Source organism: Mycobacterium sp. NGS67, from assembly GCF_059812185.1.
Genome location: NZ_JCALCF010000009.1, coordinates 1 through 20,318, shown reverse-complemented (window position 1 = coordinate 20,318; position 20,318 = coordinate 1). Strand labels below are relative to the sequence as shown.

The 20,318-nt window shown below is 68.1% G+C and carries 19 protein-coding genes; 9 read left to right on the top strand and 10 right to left on the bottom strand.

The annotated features are described in order from the left end of the window. Positions 1-63: 63 nt before the first annotated feature. From AC5Y4D_RS10445 to fadD8, 4 genes are all read right to left on the bottom strand, one after another. Complete coding sequence (locus AC5Y4D_RS10445) at positions 64-966, bottom strand: 1,4-dihydroxy-2-naphthoyl-CoA synthase (protein WP_499944285.1); 903 nt, start codon at positions 964-966, stop codon at positions 64-66. Next, on the bottom strand, positions 963-1,649 hold the full coding sequence (locus tag AC5Y4D_RS10440) for a hypothetical protein (RefSeq protein ID WP_500037125.1): 687 nt from the start codon (positions 1,647-1,649) through the stop codon (positions 963-965). The genes AC5Y4D_RS10445 and AC5Y4D_RS10440 overlap by 4 nt, the downstream gene beginning before the upstream one ends. After that, positions 1,649-2,098: a nitroreductase family deazaflavin-dependent oxidoreductase gene (locus AC5Y4D_RS10435; protein WP_500037124.1), complete on the bottom strand. Its 450-nt coding sequence runs from the start codon at positions 2,096-2,098 to the stop codon at positions 1,649-1,651. The genes AC5Y4D_RS10440 and AC5Y4D_RS10435 overlap by 1 nt, the downstream gene beginning before the upstream one ends. Before the next feature lie 97 nt (positions 2,099-2,195). Next, complete coding sequence (gene fadD8 / locus AC5Y4D_RS10430) at positions 2,196-3,797, bottom strand: fatty-acid--CoA ligase FadD8 (RefSeq protein WP_500037123.1); 1,602 nt, start codon at positions 3,795-3,797, stop codon at positions 2,196-2,198. A gap of 66 nt (positions 3,798-3,863) precedes the next feature. Here fadD8 and AC5Y4D_RS10425 point away from each other — a divergent pair, with 66 nt between their 5' ends. After that, entirely contained in the window at positions 3,864-5,462 is a 1,599-nt protein-coding gene (locus AC5Y4D_RS10425) for an amidohydrolase (protein WP_499944290.1), read from the top strand. Here AC5Y4D_RS10425 and AC5Y4D_RS10420 read toward each other — a convergent pair. Both AC5Y4D_RS10420 and AC5Y4D_RS10415 read right to left on the bottom strand, forming a co-directional pair. After that, the gene (locus AC5Y4D_RS10420) at positions 5,459-6,934 is read right to left on the bottom strand and encodes a wax ester/triacylglycerol synthase family O-acyltransferase (protein WP_499944291.1); all 1,476 of its coding nucleotides are present in this window, start codon (positions 6,932-6,934) and stop codon (positions 5,459-5,461) included. The genes AC5Y4D_RS10425 and AC5Y4D_RS10420 overlap by 4 nt on opposite strands. Beyond that, the gene (locus AC5Y4D_RS10415; protein ID WP_499944292.1) at positions 6,912-8,141 is read right to left on the bottom strand and encodes an alpha/beta hydrolase family protein; all 1,230 of its coding nucleotides are present in this window, start codon (positions 8,139-8,141) and stop codon (positions 6,912-6,914) included. The genes AC5Y4D_RS10420 and AC5Y4D_RS10415 overlap by 23 nt, the downstream gene beginning before the upstream one ends. Before the next feature lie 80 nt (positions 8,142-8,221). Here AC5Y4D_RS10415 and AC5Y4D_RS10410 point away from each other — a divergent pair, with 80 nt between their 5' ends. Together AC5Y4D_RS10410 and AC5Y4D_RS10405 are read left to right on the top strand one after the other, a co-directional pair. Continuing rightward, positions 8,222-9,202 (top strand): o-succinylbenzoate synthase, encoded by a 981-nt coding sequence (locus AC5Y4D_RS10410; RefSeq protein ID WP_499944293.1) that lies wholly within the window; start codon positions 8,222-8,224, stop codon positions 9,200-9,202. Next, positions 9,199-9,987 (top strand): alpha/beta fold hydrolase, encoded by a 789-nt coding sequence (locus AC5Y4D_RS10405; RefSeq protein WP_499944295.1) that lies wholly within the window; start codon positions 9,199-9,201, stop codon positions 9,985-9,987. Before AC5Y4D_RS10410 ends, AC5Y4D_RS10405 begins: the two co-directional genes overlap by 4 nt. 1 nt (position 9,988) lies before the next feature. Here AC5Y4D_RS10405 and AC5Y4D_RS10400 read toward each other — a convergent pair whose 3' ends face one another. Beyond that, complete coding sequence (locus AC5Y4D_RS10400; protein ID WP_500037122.1) at positions 9,989-10,489, bottom strand: hypothetical protein; 501 nt, start codon at positions 10,487-10,489, stop codon at positions 9,989-9,991. Further along, positions 10,486-11,964, bottom strand: a complete 1,479-nt coding sequence (locus AC5Y4D_RS10395; RefSeq protein WP_499944297.1) for a serine/threonine-protein kinase — start codon at positions 11,962-11,964, stop codon at positions 10,486-10,488. The genes AC5Y4D_RS10400 and AC5Y4D_RS10395 overlap by 4 nt, the downstream gene beginning before the upstream one ends. A 66-nt stretch (positions 11,965-12,030) precedes the next feature. Between AC5Y4D_RS10395 and menD the strand changes: the two genes are divergently transcribed. From menD to AC5Y4D_RS10365, 6 genes are all read left to right on the top strand, one after another. Then, positions 12,031-13,671 (top strand): 2-succinyl-5-enolpyruvyl-6-hydroxy-3-cyclohexene-1-carboxylic-acid synthase, encoded by a 1,641-nt coding sequence (gene menD, locus AC5Y4D_RS10390; protein ID WP_499944299.1) that lies wholly within the window; start codon positions 12,031-12,033, stop codon positions 13,669-13,671. Next, positions 13,668-14,156 (top strand): DUF3592 domain-containing protein, encoded by a 489-nt coding sequence (locus AC5Y4D_RS10385; RefSeq protein ID WP_499944300.1) that lies wholly within the window; start codon positions 13,668-13,670, stop codon positions 14,154-14,156. Before menD ends, AC5Y4D_RS10385 begins: the two co-directional genes overlap by 4 nt. A 62-nt stretch (positions 14,157-14,218) precedes the next feature. Further along, positions 14,219-15,346 (top strand): glycosyltransferase family 4 protein, encoded by a 1,128-nt coding sequence (locus AC5Y4D_RS10380; RefSeq protein WP_499944301.1) that lies wholly within the window; start codon positions 14,219-14,221, stop codon positions 15,344-15,346. A 17-nt stretch (positions 15,347-15,363) separates the two neighbouring features. Next, complete coding sequence (locus tag AC5Y4D_RS10375) at positions 15,364-16,056, top strand: demethylmenaquinone methyltransferase (protein ID WP_499944302.1); 693 nt, start codon at positions 15,364-15,366, stop codon at positions 16,054-16,056. Positions 16,057-16,157: 101 nt separating this feature from the next. Next, positions 16,158-17,939, top strand: a complete 1,782-nt coding sequence (locus AC5Y4D_RS10370) for a hydroxysqualene dehydroxylase (RefSeq protein WP_499944303.1) — start codon at positions 16,158-16,160, stop codon at positions 17,937-17,939. A 25-nt stretch (positions 17,940-17,964) separates the two neighbouring features. Then, a complete protein-coding gene (locus tag AC5Y4D_RS10365) occupies positions 17,965-19,209 on the top strand; it encodes a TetR/AcrR family transcriptional regulator (protein WP_499944304.1) in 1,245 nt (414 codons plus the stop codon). On the opposite strand, the gene AC5Y4D_RS10360 is transcribed toward AC5Y4D_RS10365, so the two are convergent. Further along, complete coding sequence (locus tag AC5Y4D_RS10360) at positions 19,206-19,541, bottom strand: DUF732 domain-containing protein (RefSeq protein ID WP_499944305.1); 336 nt, start codon at positions 19,539-19,541, stop codon at positions 19,206-19,208. The two genes, AC5Y4D_RS10365 and AC5Y4D_RS10360, sit on opposite strands and share 4 nt — an antisense overlap. A gap of 33 nt (positions 19,542-19,574) precedes the next feature. Then, positions 19,575-20,264 (bottom strand): class I SAM-dependent methyltransferase, encoded by a 690-nt coding sequence (locus tag AC5Y4D_RS10355; RefSeq protein ID WP_499944306.1) that lies wholly within the window; start codon positions 20,262-20,264, stop codon positions 19,575-19,577. Positions 20,265-20,318: the final 54 nt, after the last annotated feature.

Here is a 20,318-nt window from a genome sequence, read left to right as displayed (position 1 = left end):
GTCACGCTAGCGTGACGCTCGGCGGTCATTGCCACGCTAGCGTGACGCTCGGGGGGCCGGGGCCTAGAAATACCGGGGGAACGGGCTCCAGTCCGGGGGACGCTTCTCCAGGAACGCGTCGCGGCCCTCGACGGCCTCGTCGGTCATGTAGGCCAGCCGGGTCGCTTCTCCGGCGAACAGCTGCTGGCCCACCAGGCCGTCGTCGAGCAGGTTGAACGCGAACTTCAGCATCCGTTGTGCTTGAGGCGATTTGGCGTTGATCTCGGCGGCCCACTGCACACCGACGGACTCCAGATCGGCGTGGTCGACGACCTCGTTGACCGCCCCCATCCGGTGCATCTGCTCGGCGGTGTAGGGCCGGCCCAGGAAGAAGATCTCGCGGGCGAACTTCTGACCCACCTGACGGGCCAGATACGCACTGCCGTAACCGCCGTCGAAGCTGCCGACGTCGGCGTCGGTCTGCTTGAACCGGGCGTGCTCCCGGCTGGCCAGGGTGAGGTCGCAGACCACGTGCAGGCTGTGTCCGCCGCCGGCCGCCCATCCATTGACCAGACAGATGACCACCTTCGGCATGAACCGGATCAGCCGCTGTACCTCGAGAATGTGCAGCCGGCCGGCCCGCGCCGCGTCCACCGTGTCCGCGGTGTCGCCGCTGGCGTACTGGTAGCCGCTGCGGCCCCGGATGCGCTGATCGCCGCCCGAGCAGAACGCCCAGCCGCCGTCCTTGGGGGAGGGACCGTTGCCGGTCAGCAGCACCACACCCACGTCCGGAGACATCCGCGCGTGGTCGAGCACCCGGTACAGTTCGTCGACCGTGTGCGGCCGGAACGCGTTGCGCACCTCGGGCCGGTCGAACGCCACCCGCACGGTCGCGTCGGTGACGTGGCGGTGGTAGGTGATGTCGGTCAGTTCGCCGAAGCTGTCCACCACTTTCCAGATTTCGGCATCAAATGGGTTGTCGCTCAAGGTTCTTGAACTCCGTCCTGGTCGATCGTCAGGGTTCCGCAGCTGATCGTCTGTGCACTGGTCACCGCCGGGTCCTGCGGTGACGCGGCCGTCAGGGTATCGGAGCGGCCGGTGGCGGCGCGGGTACCGTCGACGTTGATCTCGGTGCGGCGTACGGTCCATTGGCCGCCGTTGTCGAGCGCCTGCAACGCGACGAGGCGGCGGCCGTCGCCGAGGTCGCTGCATCCGACGCCGGTGCCGTTGCCGGCCAGGTTCTCCAGGTCGAAGAGGAAGGGCCTGCCGTAGTGACCGTCGACGACGGTCTGGAGCCGGCAGTCGGCGAACGCGTAGAGGTGAGCGTTGCGGCCGGTGCTGACGATGACCTGGTGGCTGCCGTCTTCCTGGGCGTCGATCGCCAACGCGCGCAACGGGATTGGGCTTGCCGATGAGACTTCGACCTGGGAGCACGCTCCGCTGGCGGTACTGATACCGACGACACGGTTGGTGCCGCCGCCGGCACCCGGCACTCTGCCGATCCACAAGGCGTCGGGCAGGCCGTCCCCGTCGAGGTCGCCCACCTGCTGCTGGACGGCACCGGGCGGCGGGGCGGCGCCGCCGGCTGGGCAGCCGGGTGACGCGGACGCGATCGGCGGGTTGATGATTCCGAGGAACAACAGCGGCACAGCGGGCAGCACGCGGCGCATCAGACCGGGTCGAAACGGAACACGGCGCAGCGCCCGGCCAGCGCCTCGAACTCCTCGGGCCGTCCCTCGGTGATCAGACCGGACCTCTTCATGAAGCTGACTCCGGTCGGCACTTCGGTGGGAAACGCCCGCAGCACCGGCTTGGCGTCCTGCGGTGAGAGTTCGACCATCCGGATACGCTCGCTGGTGCGGCCGCGCTGCAGCGTGACTTCGCCTGCGGCTCTGACGTTTTGGACCCAGTCGGCGCCGGGGAAGCCGCCGACGACATAGCGTTGGCCGGCGTAGGTCATCGGCGTTATCGGTGTGGAGCGCGGGATGCCGGACTTGCGGCCGGGGACCGTCAACACGACGGGGCTCTCGCCGCCGAACTTCAGTCCCAGCTTCGACATCTGGATGAAGACCTTGTTCGCCGGCTTGAGCCACCACGGCGGTTTGACCTTGTCAGCCATGCCCGCCACAGTAGTCACCTTCTTGGCGCGAGCAGACGCAAAAGCCCCCCTGAAACCGCTGTTTCAGGGGCTTTTGCGTCTGCTCGCGCAACCACCGCTAGCCGACCGCGCGGCCCGCGCCCTCCCAGAACCGCGCGCGGACGGCCTTCTTGTCCGGCTTGCCCAACCCGGTCAGGGGCAGCGAGTCGACGATCTCCACCCGCTTCGGCGACTGCACCGAACCCTTGCGTTCCTTCACCGCCGCCTGCACCTCGGTGATCATCTTCTCGATCGCGGCGTCGTCGCGGGCTGCGTCGGAGCGCAGCACCACCACCGCGGTCACGGCCTCACCCCACTTGTCGTCCGGCGTGCCGACCACGCACACCTGCGCGACGGCAGGGTGCTCGGCGATGACGTCCTCGACCTCGCGGGGAAACACGTTGAACCCGCCGGTGACGATCATGTCCTTGACCCGGTCGACGATGAAGTAGAAACCGTCCTCGTCCTCGCGGGCCATGTCGCCGGTGTGCAGCCAACCGTCCTTGAACGTCTCGGCCGTGGCTTCGGGGAGATTCCAATACCCGGCCGCCAAAAGTGGTCCGCTGACACAGATCTCACCCGGCTCGCCCTGCGGCACCGGCTGGCCGTCCTCGCCCAGCAACGCCACCCGCGCAAACAGCGTGGGACGCCCGCACGAGGTCAGCCGTTTCTCGTCGTGGTCGGCCTTGGGCAGGTAGGTGATCACCATCGGCGCCTCGGACTGGCCGTAGTACTGCGCGAAGATCGGCCCGAACCGCCGGATGGCCTCGGCCAGCCGCACCGGGTTGATCGCCGAGGCCCCGTAGTAGACCGTCTCCAGCGAGGACAGGTCCCGGGTGTGCGAATCCGGGTGGTCCATCAGCGCGTACAGCATGGACGGCACCAGCATGGTGGCCTTAATGCGTTGCTCCTCAATGACTCTCAGCACCTCGGCCGGGTCGAACTTGGCCAGCACCACCATCTCGCCGCCCTTGACCACCGTCGGGGTGAAGAACGCGGCACCGGCATGCGACAGAGGCGTGCACATCAGGAATCGCGGGTGCTCCGGCCACTCCCATTCGGAGAGCTGGATCTGGGTCATGGTGGCGATGTTTCCGGTGGTGCCCATCACGCCTTTGGGTTTGCCGGTGGTGCCGCCGGTATAGGCCATGCCGCCGACGTGGTCCGGCGGCAGGTCCGCGACGACCAGCGGCTTCGGCTCGTACTTGGCCGCCTCGGCGGACAGATCCACCGCCCGATCCTTCAGAGCCTCCGGCACCGGCCCGATGGTCAGGATCTGCTTGAGTGAGTCCACCTTCTCCAGCAGACCCAGGGCGCGCTCGACGAACATCGGGTTGGGGTCGATGATCAGTGAGCTCGCCCCGGCATCGGAGAGCACGTAGGCGTGGTCGTCCAGCGACCCCAGCGGATGCAGCGCCACCCGGCGGTAGCCCTGAGTCTGGCTGGCGCCGAGGATCATCAGCACTTCGGGACGGTTCAGCGACAACAGGCCGACGGTGACCCCGGTGCCGGCGTTCAGCGCCTCGAACGCCTGGACGTACTGGCTGACCCGCTCGGCCAGCTGACCGCCGGTGAGTGTGGTGTCGCCGAGGAACAGCACCGGCCGGTTCTTGTGCCGCTTGAGTGCGCCGGCCAGCAGGTGGCCGTTGTGGGTCGGGTTGCGCAACAGATCGTCACTCATAAGAAGAGACTAGAACGTGTTGCAGTTCCGGTCAGCCGGCACCCTCGATCACTAGTATTTGCGCACATGACAGGTGCCGATCTCGTCATCACCGGAACCGTACTGACTGTCGACGACAACAGGCCGACGGCCGAGGCGATCGCCATCGCCGACGGCCGGATCGTCGCGGTGGGGGACCGCGCTGAGGTCGAGCAGCACCTCGGCCCGGACACCCAGACCGTCGACATCGGTGACGGCTGCGTGCTGCCGGGCTTCATCGAGGCGCACGGTCACCCGCTGATGGAGGCCATCGCGCTGTCGGACCGGATCGTCGACATCCGGCCGGTCACCATCCGCGACCCTGACGCCGTCGTCGAAACGGTGCGCCGGGAGGCCGCCAAGCGCGGGCCCGAAGGCGCCTACCTCAACGGCTGGGACGCGCTGCTGCAACCCGGGCTGCCCGACCCGACCCTGAGCTGGCTGGACGACATCGCACCGGACGGCCCGCTGGTGATCATCCACAACTCCGGACACAAGGCGTACTTCAACTCCAAAGCCGCCGTCCAGGCCGGCCTCAACCGCGACACCCCGGACCCCAAGGGCGCCAAGTACAACCGCGACGCCGACGGCGAGCTGGACGGCACCGCCGAGGAGATCGGCGCGGTGTTCCCGCTGCTGGGCGGGGCAATCCAAGCCGGCACCTACCCGGACATGCTGCGCGCCGAATGCGCCCGCCTCAACCGCGCCGGGCTGACCACCTGCTCGGAAATGGCGTTCGATCCCAAGTTCGGTCCGCTGGTCGCCCAACTGCACGACGAGCTGACCGTCCGGCTGCGCACCTACGAAGTCTCCAACGCCGGAATGCACACCGACGCGACCCCCGGCCAGGGCGACGACATCATCCGTCAGGTCGGCATCAAGATCTGGGTGGACGGCTCGCCGTGGATCGGCAACATCGCGCTGTCATTTCCCTACCTGGACACCCCGGCCACCCGCAGCGCCGGCATCACACCGGGCTCCTGCGGCTGCGCCAACTACACCAAAGAGCAGCTCACCGAGATCGTCGGCGCCTACTTCCCGCGTGGCTGGCAGATGGCCTGTCACGTGCAGGGCGACGCCGGCGTCGACACCATCCTCGACGTCTACGAGGAAGCCCTGAAAGCTGATCCCCGCGACGATCACCGCCTCCGGCTCGAACACGTCGGCGCCATCCGGCCCGAACAGCTGCAGCGCGCTCAAGCGCTCGGCGTCACCTGCAGCATCTTCGTCGACCAGATCCATTACTGGGGCGACGTCATCGTCGACGGCCTGTTCGGGCCCGAGCGCGGTTCCCGGTGGATGCCGGCCGGATCCGCGGTGGCCACCGGAATGCGCATCTCGCTGCACAACGACCCACCCGTCACCCCGGAAGAACCGCTGCGCAACATCAGCGTCGCCGCCACCCGGACGGCGCCGAGCGGACGGGTGCTCGGTCCGGAAGAGCGGCTCACCGTCGAGCAGGCGATCCGTGCCCAGACCATCGACGCCGCCTGGCAACTGTTCGCCGACGACGTCATCGGTTCACTGGAAGTCGGCAAGTACGCCGACCTGGTGGTGCTGTCCGCCGATCCGCGCAACGTGCCGCCGGAGCAGATCGCCGATCTCGAGGTACGCGCGACCTATCTGGCGGGGCGGCGGGTGCACTAACTGCCGTTGCGCGCGCGGGCGGCGGCAAGCAGTTCGTCGACGGCGTCGCTCAGGCACTGCTCGTACACCTCGGGGTCGGGCAGGGCGGCGCGGTCGGCGGTGAAGCAGAACGTCACCCGGTCGCCGTAGCTGCCGATGCCGTTGTTCAGGCCCATCCCGTCGAGCACCGGGCCCAGCCCGGTGGTGTCGACCATCTGCGCGCCGCAGAAATACATCGGTGTCAGCGGTCCGGGCACGTTGCTCACCAGGGTGTGGGCTGCAACGGTCCGCCCGCGCCGGCTCAGGGCGCGCACCGCCGCCCGCTGCACCGTGCCCATCAGGCCGCCGAGCGCCTCCTCCGACATCTCGATGAGCGAGCGCACGGGATGGGCGCCGGACTCCTTCACATGCGCGGTCGACGCCACGATGCGGGCCAGCCGGACCAGCGGATCGGCCTCGTCGGTCGCCATCGTGATCGGCGACACCGAATATTCGTTGCCGCTCGTCTTGGAGCTGGTCTTAGTGCTGGTCGCCGAGCTCGTCCCGCCGCTGGCGCGGGTGCTGGTGGGACGGACGGAGATCGGCATCATCGCCACCATCGCCTGGTCGGGAAGCTCGCCCTTGTCGAGCAGGTAGCGGCGGATGGCTCCGCCGACGATCGCCAGGCCGATGTCGTTGATCTTGGCCTCCGGCATCGCGGTACGGATCTCCTTGAGGACGTCCAGCGTCGTGTAGGCGGTACCGAAGACACGATGCGGCGACACCACCTGGTTGAAGCGGGTCGCCTTGGGCAGCGAAGCGGGCGACGTGACGTCGGGGTCCCGGTTGTCGAACACGATCGTGGGCAGCTGGCCCGCGACCTTGCGGACCTGACGCAGCACGTCGAAGGGCCGGATGACGCCGTGCAGCGCGGCGCGGCTGAGCAGCTCGGCATCGGACGGGACGGAGTCGGGTTCCCAGTGGTAGCCCTCGGGCGCAGGTGGCGGCGCGCCGTCGGGCTCGTGGGTATGGATCGCGGTGAGGATCTCGGCCCCGGCGACACCGTCGATGGCGGCATGGTGCACGCGGAGGAACACCGCGAAGGCGCCCTCGGGCAGGTGGTCGACGCCGTCGAGCCCGTCGATCAGATACAACTCCCACGGCGGCCGGCTCAGGTCCAGGGGCCGGGCATGGATGCGGGCGATCTGGGTGCACAACTGCCGCCAGCTCCCGGGCCGGGGCAGGGCGATGTGCCGGACGTGGTACTCCAGGTCGAAGTCGCCGTCCCGGATCCACCACGGCCGATCGGCCGCGAAGGGTACGTGCACGAGCCGTTCCCGGAAACTCTCGGCGACGTGCAGCCGCGCTTGGACGTAGGACAGGACTTCCTCGTAGGTGACGGGTTCGCCGCCGCGCGTGGCGGGATCGTAGATGCCGACGATGCCGATGGTGTTGTGCGCGTTCGAGGTGTCGAGTGACACCATCGTCCAGTCAGCGCTGGACAGCTGGCGCATAGCCGCCCCTTTCTGCTTGGTGTCGCAGTCCGCACGACGTGAGGACCGCGGCGATGTGGTCGTCATAGTCTCTGCCGCGCCATGCGGTGAGGTGGCCGCGCGGGCGCCAGGCGATCGACGGCTGGTCCCAGTGTTCCCACAGTTGGACAGCGCCGCGGGGCGGGGCGATCCCGTCGACCTGGCCGGCCACGATGTGCCGCCGTTCGCGGGGAACCAGGCACGGCCCGGCAAGCGGCGACACAACCCGGTGCACGAGCGTCGACCGATCGTCATGCACCTCGCGGTGTAGCCGGCGCCGCACCGGGGTCAGCGGCGCCGCCACCCGCATCGACGCGGCCAGGTCGCTGGTCGGCACCACCGCGACCAGGCAGTCGAGATCGCCTTCGAGCGTCGAGAGCAGGCTGATCACATACGAGCCGAGCGACACGCCGAGCAAACCCAGTGCCGGAGCCCGCTGGTCCTCGCGCAGCCACCGCAGCAGCCGCCGGATGTCCCACACCGCCTGGGTGAGCCCCAGCACGTTGTTCGTCGCGAACACGTTCGAGGCGAACTGCCGGTAGGGGGACCCGAAAAGGGATGAGCCGCCGGCGCGCGGGCCATGCAGGGGGAGCACGGGGAGGGCGACGTTGATGCCCAGCAGTTCGTGCAGGCGACGCACACGCAGCATCCTGACGTCGGACGACCGCCCCATCCCCTGCCCGTGGACGACGACGAGCCACGGTCGGGGCGCACCCGGGTGACGCAGCAGCCGGACCGGCACGGAGTCGTTGGCGCCGAACGACATCCAGCGCTGCGCGCCGGGCTCACCCGGCTCAGGCTGCCAACCACTGTCGAACCGGGCCAGCTCGATCCCGCTCGATAGCGATCCCACCTGACAGTCGGGCGCGTCGGGACGCCGGTGCCGACGCGCGGGCTCGTCGAACCATCCGGCGTCGCGGTAGTAGACGACGGCGGCGTCGAGTTCGGCCGAGGCCGCCGCGTAATGCTCCGGCGACCCGAGCGAGGACAGCACCGGCATCGGGCCGGCGACCAGCGCGTCGAGCGCGGCGGCAACACCGAGGCCGACGGACGGCTGCGCCACCGGAACGCCCTCGCTCACGGTGCCGCCTGGCCGGCATGCCCGCTGGGCCGCACGGACGCCGGCCACGCCGGCCGCCGCCACAACGGTGGCCGCGGCGACCAGACCAAGCCGGGCGGACCGTCTCACCGCCACGCTCCCTCCACCACTCAAGAACAACCTTCTCTTTTAACGAGAATCACATTATCACAATGACCGCTTAACCTGCATTGATGCCTCCGCTCCCCGCCCTCGATGCCTTGCTGGACCGCCTGCATGTCGTCGCGTTGCCGATGCGGGTCCGATTCCGCGGCATCACCACCCGCGAGGTCGCGCTGATCGAGGGTCCCGCCGGGTGGGGCGAGTTCGGCGCCTTCCTGGAATACGGGCCGGCCGAGGCGGCACACTGGCTGGCCTCAGCCATCGAGGCCGCGTATCGCCGGCCGCCGCCGGTACGCCGCGATCTGGTGCCGATCAACGCCACCGTCCCGGCCGTCAGCGCCGCCGAGGTTCCCGGCGTGCTGGCCCGCTTTCCCGGCGCGTGCACCGCCAAGGTCAAGGTCGCCGAGCCGGGGCAGGGTTTGGCCGACGACGTAGCCCGGGTGAACGCGGTGCGCGCGCTGGTGCCGACCGTGCGGGTGGACGCCAACGGTGGGTGGGACGTCAGGCAGGCCGTCGAGGCCGCCGCGGCCCTGACGGCCGATGGCCCGCTGGAGTATCTGGAGCAACCCTGCGCCACCGTCGCCGAGCTTGCCGACCTGCGTCGGCGGATCGACGTGCCGGTGGCCGCCGACGAAAGCATCCGCAAGGCGCAAGATCCGCTGGCCGTGGTGCGCGCCGCCGCCGCCGACGTGGCCGTCCTCAAAGTTGCTCCGCTGGGCGGCATTTCGGCGATGCTGAAGATCGCCGAGCAGATCCCGATCCCGATCGTGGTGTCCAGCGCGCTCGATTCGGCCGTCGGCATCAGCCGCGGACTGGCTGCGGCCGCGGCGCTGCCGGAACTGCGGCACGCGTGCGGGCTCGGCACCGGAAGGTTGTTCGTCGAGGACGTCGCCGACCCCGCCGCGCCCGTCGACGGCTTCCTCCCGGTCGGCGCGGTGAGGCCCGACCCGGCGCGGTTGCAGGCGCTGAAAGCGTCGGCGGATCGGCGGCAATGGTGGATCGACCGGGTCAAGGCCTGCCACCGGTTGCTTGTACCGTCGACCGGGTGATCAACCTGGCTTACGACGACAAGGGGACCGGTGAGCCGGTTGTCTTCATCGCCGGTCGCGGTGGTGCCGGCCGCACCTGGCACCTGCACCAAGTCCCGGCGTTCCTGGCCGCCGGATACCGCTGCGTCACGTTCGACAACCGGGGGATCGGTGCCACCGAGAACGCCGGCGGATTCACCACGGCGACCATGGTCGCCGACACCGCCGCACTCATCGAATCGCTGGACCTGGGCCCGGTCCGCATCGTCGGGGTGTCCATGGGTTCGTTCATCGCGCAGGAACTCATGGTGGTGCGCTCCGAACTGGTCAGCTCCGCGGTGCTGATGGCGACCCGCGGCCGACTGGACCGCTCCCGGCAGTTCTTTCACCGGGCCGAAGCCGACCTGGACGCGGCCGGCGTGCAGCTGCCCGCCACTTACGACGCGAAAACCCGTCTGCTGGAGAACTTTTCGCGCAAGACCCTCAACGACGATGCCGCGATCGCCGACTGGATCGCGATGTTCAGCATGTGGCCCACCAAGCTCACGCCGGGCTTCCGTACCCAACTGGACGTCTCGCCGCAGAGCAACCGGCTGCCCGCCTACCGCAACATCGCCGCACCGGTGCTGGTGCTCGGATTCTCCGACGACGTCGTCACGCCCCCGTATCTTGGACGCGAGGTCGCCGACGCACTGCCCAACGGCCGCTATCTGCAGATCCCCGACAGTGGGCATCTCGGGTTCTTGGAACGGCCGGAGGCGGTCAACGCGGCGATACTGAAGTTCTTTGCCGGGGTCAGGGCGTAGGTCAGACCGGATTGAACTTCTCGATCAACCACTTGCCCTGAACCCTGGTCAGGCTCACGCGCACAGAGCTTGCCGTGTTCTTTGGCTCCGGGTCGTCCTTGGTCTTCGTCGTCTGATTGACGAAAACCAGGATCGTCGCGGAATCTCTGATGAGGGTCTCCACCCCGGCCCGCGCAACCTTTGCTGTAACCGCCAGGCTCCTTTCCTTCGCCGCCGGCGCGACAACTTGTTTTGTGAACGTGTCGTAGTAGTTCAGGAAGTCGCCGGTGAGGCACGCTTTGGCCGCAGCGAAGTCCTGGTCCATGGTGCCGAGCGAATAGCTCAGGATTTTCACGGTGCAGTCACTTGCGGCTTGGACCACCGTCTGTCGGGCTGCGGCTTGATCTGCCACGGGGAGCGGGTGCCGGCTCTTGGTGATGAATAACCAGCCGCCCACCGACGCGGCGGCGAGCGTCGCGGCGGTCAATCCGGCGATGAGGAGCCACCAGGCGATGCGCCTCACGACACGAACTCCACTTTGGACACCTTGTAGTCGTCGCCGACCTTCTCGACCCGCATGATCATTCGCCACGAACGTGGCTCGTCCTTGGCGCCATTGCTGTTGGTTATTTTCGATGTCGCCGCGACCAGTACCTGGGCCGTCGTGCCCTTGATCGAGTCCAGGGCGGCGCCGCTGACGGATCCCTGGGTGTCGACGTTGGACTGCTCGACAACCTTGCGGAACTCGGAGCTTCGATTCGCGAAGTCGTCGTGGAATTCGCCTGTCGAGCCGTCGAGGAGGCGTTGGATGTCGCTGTCGGCGGATCCTGCTCTCAGGCTGGTCAACCAGACCGTGAACTGCTTGGCGTAGTCGACATACGGTTGCCACTGCGGTGCCGCGGTGGACGGCTGCGCCTGCGGACGCAGCACCTGCGTCGCGGCGAAGGCGAGCGCGCCGGCCAGCAACATCGCCAGCACCAGCGGAACCACGATCGCCGGCCAGCGCGGACGCGTGGCCACCGGCATCGGCGGATACGGCATCGGCGGGTACGGTGTCGGCGCCATGGGTCCCGGCCAGATCGGCGCGTGTTGGGTCGTCGGCTCGACGGGCGCAAACTCGACCGGTCGGGGCGCTGCCATCTCGGTCACCGGCGCCGAAGTGCCTGCCATCGCCGCAGCAAGCGCCCGCGCGAAATCAGCACAACGCGCATACCGCTGGGCCGGATCCTTGGCCATCGCCTTCGTCAACACCGCATCGAGGCGCGCCAGGTCGGGCCGGTGTTCGGCAAGCAGCGGCGGCGGCGCGGTGAGATGTTTGCCGACAATGGCTGCCGCATTGGAAGACTCGTACGGCAGCACACCGGTCAGCAAGTGAAAAGCTGTGGCGCCCAACGCATATTGATCGGCCCGACCGTCCAGGGCTTGGCCCATGAGTTGCTCAGGGGCCGCGTAGGTGATCGAGCCGAGCGTCACGTTGGTCGCCGTCAAACCGCTGATGTCGTCAGCGCGTCGCGCAATTCCGAAGTCGGCCAACAATATCCGCCGTCGATCCGCGTCCGACGCGATCAGGATGTTGGCCGGCTTGACGTCGCGGTGCAGCAGATTTCGCTCATGCGCGTAGTCCAGCGCATCGGCGACAGCGGTGACGATGTCCAGTACGTCGCGCTCGGGCAGGCCGCTCGGTCCGGCATCCCGCAGTGCGCGGGCCGCATCGGTCCCGTCGACGTAGTCCATGGTGATCCAGAGCTGACCGTCGTACTCACCGCGATCGTGCAGACCCACGATGTTGGGATGCCACAGCGTGGCCGCGAGGTCGGCTTCCCGGTTGAAACGTTGCCGGAAGTCCGAATCGTCGGTCAACGAGGTGGGCAGGATCTTCAGTGCGTCCAGCCGCGGCAGCCTCGGATGCCGGGCCAGGTAGACCTCGCCCATCCCACCGGCCCCCAGGAGCCGCATGATGGTGAATCCAGCAAAGTCGTCGCCATCACCTAGTGGCATAGCGGAAAATCCTACTGGCGCGCCGGTGCCGCCGGTCAGGGCGCTCGGTTGTGACACCCTGTAGTGGTGAACCCCTCGACGACCCAGGCGCGCATCGTCGTCGACGAATTGATCCGCGGCGGCGTACGCGACGTGGTGTTATGCCCGGGCTCCCGCAACGCGCCGTTGGCGTTCGCGTTGCACGACGCCGACCGGTCCGGACGGATCCGGCTGCACGTGCGCATCGACGAACGCACCGCCGGGTTCCTCGCGATCGGTTTGGCGGTCGGGGCGGACGCGCCGGTGTGTATCGCGATGACGTCGGGAACCGCGGTAGCCAACCTGGGCCCGGCGGTGGTGGAGGCGAACTATGCGCGGGTGCCGCTGATCGTGCTCTCGGCCAACCGGCCTTACGAACTGCTGGGCACCGGAGCCAACCAGACCATGGAGCAGCTGGGCTACTTCGGCACCCAGGTACGGGCCGCCGTCAGCCTCGGGCTGGCCGAAAACGCGCCCGATCGGATGGATGCTCTCAACGCGACCTGGCGATCGGCCACCTGCCGAGTCCTGGCCGCCGCCACCGGATCTCGCAGCGCCAACGCCGGTCCGGTGCAGTTCGACATCCCGCTGCGCGAACCCTTGGTACCCGACGCCGATCCAATTGGCGTGCCGCTCCCGCCGGGTCGGCCCGACGGCCAGCCGTGGACCTACACCCCGCCGGTCACCTTCGATCAGCCACTGGACATCGACCTGACCCCGGACACCGTCGTCATCGCCGGGCACGGGGCGGCCCTGTACCCGAACCTGGCCGATCTGCCGACGGTGGCCGAGCCGACGGCGCCGGTTGCCGGCAGCAACCCGTTGCACCCGTTGGCGTTGCCGCTGTTGCGTCCGCGTCAGGTGATCATGCTGGGCCGCCCCACCTTGCACCGCCCGGTGTCGGCGCTGTTGGCCGACCCGAACATTCCGGTGTACGCGTTGACGACGGGACCGCGCTGGCCGGACGTCTCGGGCAACTCCCAGGCCACCGGCACCCGGGCGGCCGTCAGCGGCGCGCCCGACCCGGCCTGGCTGCGCCGCTGCGCCGACCTGAACCGCCAGGCCCTGAATGCGGTGCGCGGCCAGCTCGCCGAGCACCCGTTGACCACCGGCCTGCACGTCGCGGCCGCCGTCGCCGACGCGCTGCGCCCCGGTGACCAGCTGGTATTGGGTGCGTCCAACCCGGTGCGCGACGTCGCGCTGGTCGGGCTGAACACCTCCGGTGTCCAGGTCCGGTCCAACCGGGGCGTGGCCGGCATCGACGGCACGGTGTCGACGGCGATCGGGGCGGCTCTCGCGTACGAGAGGGTCGACCAGGGCCGCACAGTCGCGCTCATCGGTGACCTGACCTTCGTGCACGACAGTTCCGGACTGCTGATCGGACCCACCGAGCCGACCCCGCGCGACCTGACGATCGTCGTCTCCAACGACAACGGCGGCGGCATCTTCGAGCTGCTCGAACAGGGGGACCCACGGTTCTCCGACGTGTCCTCGCGGATCTTCGGCACCCCGCACGACGTCGACGTCGGCGCGTTGTGCCGGGCGTATCACGTGGAGAGCCGGCAGATCGAGGTCGACGAGTTGGGCCCGGCCCTGGACGAACCGGCCGGCGGGATGCGGGTGCTGGAGGTCAAGGCCGACCGCTCGTCGCTGCGGCAGCTGCACGCCGCCATCCGGGCAGCCCTGTGAAGTCGCCGAAGGCGTTGGCGCGCATCCTGATTCACGGAACCACCGAAGAACTACCGGACACCCGACCCCGCATCGTCGTGCGCTGGGTGCGGATCGCGGTGTTGATCGTGGTGTTCCTGGTGACGCTGCAGTCGGTGCTGCTGGTGGCCGGCGCGTGGCGCAACGACCTGGCGATCCGGCGCAATATGGGAGTCGCCCAGGCCGAGGTGCTCAGCGCCGGCCCCCGCCGCTCCACCATCGAGTTCGTCACACCCGAGCGCGTCACCTACCGGCCGGAACTGGGCGTGTTGTATCCGTCCGAATTGGCCAAGGGCATGCGGATCTACGTCGAATACAACAAAAGGGATCCCAACCTCGTTCGGGTGCAACACCGCAACGCCGGGCTGGCCATCATCCCCGCCGGGTCCATCGCCGTGGTGGCCTGGTTGGCCGGCGCGATCGCGCTGATCGGTCTCGCCCTGCTCGACAAACGCCTGAAGCACTGATTTCGCGTCGCGTATCCCCGTCGGCAACCTCCAGGACAGTCGATGCTGCCACGGTTGACGGCGTGCGCGTCGCAATCGTCGCCGAATCGTTCCTGCCGCAGGTCAACGGGGTCAGCAACTCGGTCGTCCGGATACTCGAGCAGCTGCGCCGCGCCGGTCACGAAGCACTGGTGATCGCTCCCGACAACCCGCCCGGCCAGCCCCGAGCCGACCGCCTGCACGACGGGATCCGGGTGCACCGCACACCGTCGCGGATGTTCCCCAAGGTCACCACGCTGCCGCTCGGGGTGCCGACCCCGCGACTGCTGCGGGTGCTGCGGGGATTCGACCCGGACGTGGTGCATCTGGCCTCCCCGGCCCTGCTCGGCTACGGCGGGTTGAAGGCGGCCCGCCGCCTCGGTGTCCCCACAGTCGCCGTCTACCAGACCGACGTACCGGGATTTGCCGAGAGCTACGGCATCCCGATGGCCACCCGCGCCGCCTGGGCGTGGTTCCGGCACCTGCACAGTCTGGCCGACCGCACCCTGGCGCCGTCCACTCCCACCATGGAAACCCTTGCCGCTCAGCGCTTCCCACGTGTCCACCGATGGGGGCGGGGGGTGGACCTGATCAGGTTCGCGCCGTCGGCTCGGGACGAGCGGCTGCGACGGTTGTGGTCTCCGGACGGAAAGCCGATCGTCGGCTTCGTGGGGCGACTCGCCCCCGAGAAGCACGTCGAGAGGCTCGCGGTTCTCGCGGCCGGCGGCGCGGTACGACTCGTCGTCGTCGGCGACGGCGTCGACCGCGCCAAGCTGCAATCAGCAATGCCCACAGCGGTTTTCACCGGCGCGCTCTACGGCGACGCGTTGGCCACCGCGTACGCCAGCTTGGACGTCTTCGTGCACCCCGGCGAGCACGAGACGTTCTGTCAGGTCGTGCAGGAAGCGCTGGCGTCGGGGCTGCCGGTCATCGCCCCCGACGCCGGCGGCCCGCGCGATCTGGTCACCCCGCGCCGCACCGGCCTGTTGCTGCCCGTCGAGGACTTCGAGGCGTTGCTACCCGGCGCGGTCGCCCACCTGCTGGCCGAACGTCAGCGCTACGCACTGGCGGCGCGACGCAGTGTGCTGGGCCGCAGCTGGGCGGCGATCTGTGAGGAACTCTTCGCGCACTACGAGGCGGTGCTGGGGACGCGACGGGCTCAGGCCGCGTAGCGGGTAGCGTCGAACGGGTGAATCGCGCGGACCTCGACAAGGATCCCAAGGACGTCGCATCGATGTTCGACGGCGTCGCCCGTCGCTACGACATCACCAACACCGTCCTGTCGTTCGGTCAGGACCGGTTCTGGCGGCGGGCCACCCGATCGGCGCTGCGCCTCAAGTCCGGCCAGAAGGTACTGGACCTGGCCGCGGGCACCGCGGTCTCCACCGAGGAACTGGCGAAGTCCGGGGCGTGGTGTGTGGCGGCCGATTTCTCGGTCGGGATGCTGGAAGCCGGGAGCGCCCGCCGGGTACCGAAGGTCGCCGGGGACGCCACCCGGTTGCCGTTCGCGGACGAGGTGTTCGACGCGGTCACCATCAGCTTCGGGCTGCGCAACGTCGTGGATTTCCGCGCCGCGTTACGCGAGATGGCCCGCGTCACCCGCCCCGGTGGACGGCTGGCGGTATGCGAATTCTCCACTCCCACTAGCACTTTGTTCGCCACCGCCTACAAGGAGTATCTGATGCAGGCGCTGCCGCGGGTGGCGCGAGCGGTGTCGAGCAACCCCGAGGCTTACGTCTACCTCGCCGAGTCGATCAGAGCCTGGCCCGACCAGACGGCACTGGCGCAAGAGATTTCGCGGTCCGGCTGGTCGGCGGTGCGGTGGCGCAACCTGACGGGTGGCATCGTGGCCCTGCACGCCGGCTACAAGGCGCTGCGCTGACTTCACCGACGCGGTGCAAGAGCAAAAACCCACCTTCACATCGCGGCGAAACGCCGAAAGCAATACCGCCACAATGCCAGAACACCCATTAACTTATTGGCGTGAGTCCGCGCAGCACCCAATTGGTGTCACGGCGGTCGGTGCTCGCCGCAACCGCCGCTACCGCCGCGGCCGCGCTGTCGTACACGATGCCGGTCAGCCGGGCGGCTCCCGGAAAATCGGTCGCCATCTTCGGAGCCGGGGTAGCGGGATTGACGGCGGCACACGAGCTGGTGGACCGCGGTTACACCGTGACCGTGTACGAACGCAAAGCCCTTGGCGGCAAGGCCAGGTCGATCCCGGTGCCGAACTCGGGCGCCACCCCGCTGCCAGGTGAACACGGCTTCCGGTTCTTTCCCGGCTTCTATCGCAACGTCACGGACACGATGCGCCGAATCCCGTTCCCGGGCAACGCCAACGGCGTCTGGAACAACCTGACGCGGGCCACGTCGTACCTGCACTCCGGGCTGGGGCGAGCCGATCTCACTGTCCCGCTGCCGTTTCCGTTGCCCACCGTTCCCAACCCGATCACCCCGAAGGCATTCGTCGAATCGGTCACCACCGTATTTCAGACGTTGTTCCGGCTCCCGTTGTGGGAGGCCGCTTATGCCGCACAGAAACTCGCCGTCTACGTCACCAGCTGCACCGAACGCAAGCTCGGCCAGTGGGACAACATGACGTGGGAGGACTACATCGGCGCGAACAAGAGGTCGCCGGAATACAACCGCTACCTCGCCGACGGGATCATCCGCAACCTGGCCGCCTCGAAATCCAAAGACGCCAGCGCCCATTCGATCGGGTTGGTGGGCGAGGCATCGGTCTGGTCGATCCTGCTGTTCGGCAACGACCGCGACTGCAAGGGATTCGACCGGGTGCTCAACGGTCCGACCAGTTCCCAATGGATCGACCCCTGGGTCGAGCACCTGACCTCCAAGGGCGTGACTTTCCGGGTGGGGCAAGCCCTTTCGCGTCTCACGCCCAACGGCTCACACATCGCGTCCGCCACCGTGGTCGACGGGAACGGATTCCCGCAGCCGGTGGTCGCCGACTGGTACGTGTCGGCGATCCCGTGCGAAAAGCTCGCCGCCGTACTCACTCCCGACGTGATCGCCGCCGACCCGGCGTTGTCCAACGTCGCGCTGTTGCGCACCGAATGGATGAACGGGCTGATGTTCTACCTGAGGGAGCGTGTCGACGTCACCAAGGGGCACGTCAACTACGTCGACTCGGGCTGGGGCCTCACCTCGATCAGCCAGGAGCAGTTCTGGAAGCGCAGCCTGACCACATACGGCGACGGCGGCGCCAAAGACTGCCTCTCGGCGATCATCTCGGATTGGAGTACGCCGGGAAACTTCAACGGCAAGAGCGCACGGCAGTGCACGCCGGCTGAGATCGCGCAGGAAGCGTGGGCGCAGATCAAGGCGCACCTCAACGACACCGGCCATGTGGTCGACGATGCGATGGTGCATTCCTGGTTCCTGGATCCGTCGATCATCGACTCGGGCACGCCCAACGTCCGCAACGACGAACCGCTGTTCATCCAGGATCCGGGTTCGTGGGCGCGCCGGCCCGGCGCGGTCACCGCCATCGACAACCTGTTCCTGGCCGGGGAGTGGATCCAGACCGACCAGAACGTGACCACGATGGAAGGCGCCAACGAAGGAGGGCGGTACGCCGCCAACGGCGTACTGCAGGCATCGGGCTACTCGGGCCAATTGGCGAAGGTGGTCAATCTCTTTCAAGCGCCGTGGTGGGTGCCGCTGAAGACCGCGGACCGGCTGCGCTACCGCAAAGGGTTGCCCAATGCTCTCGACATCCTCGACACGCGAAGGCCGAACCACTAGATCCGCCAGCCGATAGAGTACGGCTATGGCGACTTCGTCTATGTCGGAACCCAATTCGGGGTCCGACTCGCCCGCCGAGCGACGACGCCGCCCCAAGGACCGCAAAGAGCAAATCGCCCAAGCTTCGGCCGAGGCGTTCAGCGAACTCGGCTACCACGGCGTGAGCATGGAGCTCATCGCCGCGCGCGTCGGGGTGACGGCGGCGTCGCTCTATCGGCACTATGCCCGCAAGTACGACCTCTTCCGTGAGGCTGTGCTGAATCTGGGCGAGCAGTTGGTGGTGTGTACGGCCTTCGTCGACGACTGGGACGGCGAGGATGTGGACGCCGAGCAGACGTGGGATCGCGTTGTGGCAGAGCTCATCACCACGACGCTGAAGAATCGGGCCAGTGGCGGTCTGTACCGCTGGGAAGGACGTTATCTGGCAGCCGAGGACCAAGCGGTGCTCAACGCGCAGATCAAGCTGGTCAACCGGCGGCTACACAAGCCGCTGTCCCGATTGCGGCCGCACGTGGGTTCGCGTCAGCGCTGGACGCTGTCCTCGGCGGTGTTGAGCGTCATCGGCAGCATCACCGATCACCGCGCGCAACTGCCCGAGACGCAGATCCGCAGCACGCTGACGCGGATCGTGCGTGCCGTGCGCGACACCGACCTGCCCGACGAGGAACCCGGCACCGCTCCGGCGGCGAAGCCCGCGCCGGGCATCGACGTCGGTGACTACGAACAGATCCTGCAGGCCGCGATCACGCTGTTCAACGAACGGGGGTACCGCGAGACCGGCATGGACGACATCGCGGCCGCGGCGAACCTGCCCACCACCAGCCTGTACCGCTTCTTCAGCGGCAAGGGGTCGATACTGGCGACCATCTACCGGCGCGCGGCCGACCGGGTGTCCGGCGATGTGTCCGAGATACTGGCCGCGGCGGCCGGCCCGGCGGACGCGGTCGCCGGACTGGTCGATGCCTATGTGCGCCGTTCCTTTGCCCGTCCCGAGCTGGCTTACGTCTACTACGCGGAACGCAACAACGTGCCGGCCGACGAGCGGACCGCGCTGCGCAGCATCCAGCACGCGACCGTCGAGGCGTGGGCGCGTCAGGTATCGCTGGCCAGACCCGAGATCAGTACCGGCGAAGCACGATTCGCCGTGCATGCGGCGTTCAGTCTGGTCGTCGACCTGGGCCGGCTGATGCGGTACGAGAACACCGCCGGTGCCCGCAGGGTGGTGTGCCATCTGCTGCGCACGACCCTGCTGGACGCGATGGGGAGTTAGCTGCCCGCCCGCTGCAGGAAACCGACGTTTTCCGGGCAGTAGTGGTCGATCGCGGCGCCGAGGAACTGGAACGCCTGACCCTGCGTGGTCCTCAACGGCAGATTGCGCTGCAAGAAGGTCGCCGACTTGTAGGCGTCGCCGTCCACGCCCCGCTCAATGCGTTGACAGCTGATCTTGGCGAGCCAGGCGTTGTAATCCTGCGGACCGTAGATGCCGTATGTGTGCAGCTGAGCGTTGAAAGGCGCGTCGTAATCGTCGGCCTGCGCGGGCGCCGCAAACCCGACAGCGGCGACCGCAAAGGCGGCGAAAGTAGCCAGCTTAGTCACCTTCATTAGACGGACTATACACCTGGCCGGTGGCTGCTATCAGCCCAGATGGGCGGACAGCAACCACGCACCGACCGACTTGCGACCGTCGCCCTCGTCGCGCGCCTGGAAGCCGGGCATCTCGGCGATGCCGGAAGGGACCTGGGCGTGGATGCGGGCCGGCCGGATCTCGTCGATCACCCAGTACTTGGAGACCACCTCGCGCAATTCGGCCTCGGTGACGGCGTTGACCGGACCTTCTCCGGATATCGCGGCCCGGTCGAAGACCAGGACGAAGTACGACGCGCCGGGCGCGGCGGCACGGACGATCGCGCGCTGGTAGCCCTCGCGCAGCTCGACGGGCATGGAGTGGAACAACGTGCTGTCCACGATGGTCTGGAAACGGCCGGCCGAGCCCGAAGGATAGGCATCGAAATCAGTGATATCGGCGACGGCGAAGGTGGAATTGGTCACACCCCGCTTCTCGGCTTCCTGCCGGGCCAGTTGGATCGCTGTGGGCGAGGAGTCCAAACCGACTGTGGTGTGCCCGCGCTCGGCCAGCGCCAGCGAAATGGCGCCCTCGCCGCAACCGGCGTCAAGGACGTCGCCTCTGAACTTGCCCTGCTCGATCAGGGCGGCCAACTCGGGCTGCGGTACACCGAGGCTCCACGGGGGGCGCACGCCGTCGCCAAACGGACCGCCGTCGCCGCGGTATGCCGACTCGAACTCGAATTCCACATCTGAAGTCATGCCTTCAGGTATATCAACACACCTGATATATGTCAACCAGCCTGATATGTCCCG

Excerpts from the sequence above, each read along its gene's own strand:
- AC5Y4D_RS10440 (WP_500037125.1), bottom strand. The coding sequence starts at position 1,649 with ATGCGCCGCGTGCTGCCCGCTGTGCCGCTGTTGTTCCTCGGAATCATC.
- AC5Y4D_RS10435 (WP_500037124.1), bottom strand. The coding sequence starts at position 2,098 with ATGGCTGACAAGGTCAAACCGCCGTGGTGGCTCAAGCCGGCGAACAAG.
- fadD8 (WP_500037123.1), bottom strand. The coding sequence starts at position 3,797 with ATGAGTGACGATCTGTTGCGCAACCCGACCCACAACGGCCACCTGCTG.
- AC5Y4D_RS10425 (WP_499944290.1), top strand. The coding sequence starts at position 3,864 with ATGACAGGTGCCGATCTCGTCATCACCGGAACCGTACTGACTGTCGAC.
- AC5Y4D_RS10420 (WP_499944291.1), bottom strand. The coding sequence starts at position 6,934 with ATGCGCCAGCTGTCCAGCGCTGACTGGACGATGGTGTCACTCGACACC.
- AC5Y4D_RS10395 (WP_499944297.1), bottom strand. The coding sequence starts at position 11,964 with ATGCCACTAGGTGATGGCGACGACTTTGCTGGATTCACCATCATGCGG.
- AC5Y4D_RS10365 (WP_499944304.1), top strand. The coding sequence starts at position 17,965 with ATGGCGACTTCGTCTATGTCGGAACCCAATTCGGGGTCCGACTCGCCC.
- AC5Y4D_RS10360 (WP_499944305.1), bottom strand. The coding sequence starts at position 19,541 with ATGAAGGTGACTAAGCTGGCTACTTTCGCCGCCTTTGCGGTCGCCGCT.
- AC5Y4D_RS10355 (WP_499944306.1), bottom strand. The coding sequence starts at position 20,264 with ATGACTTCAGATGTGGAATTCGAGTTCGAGTCGGCATACCGCGGCGAC.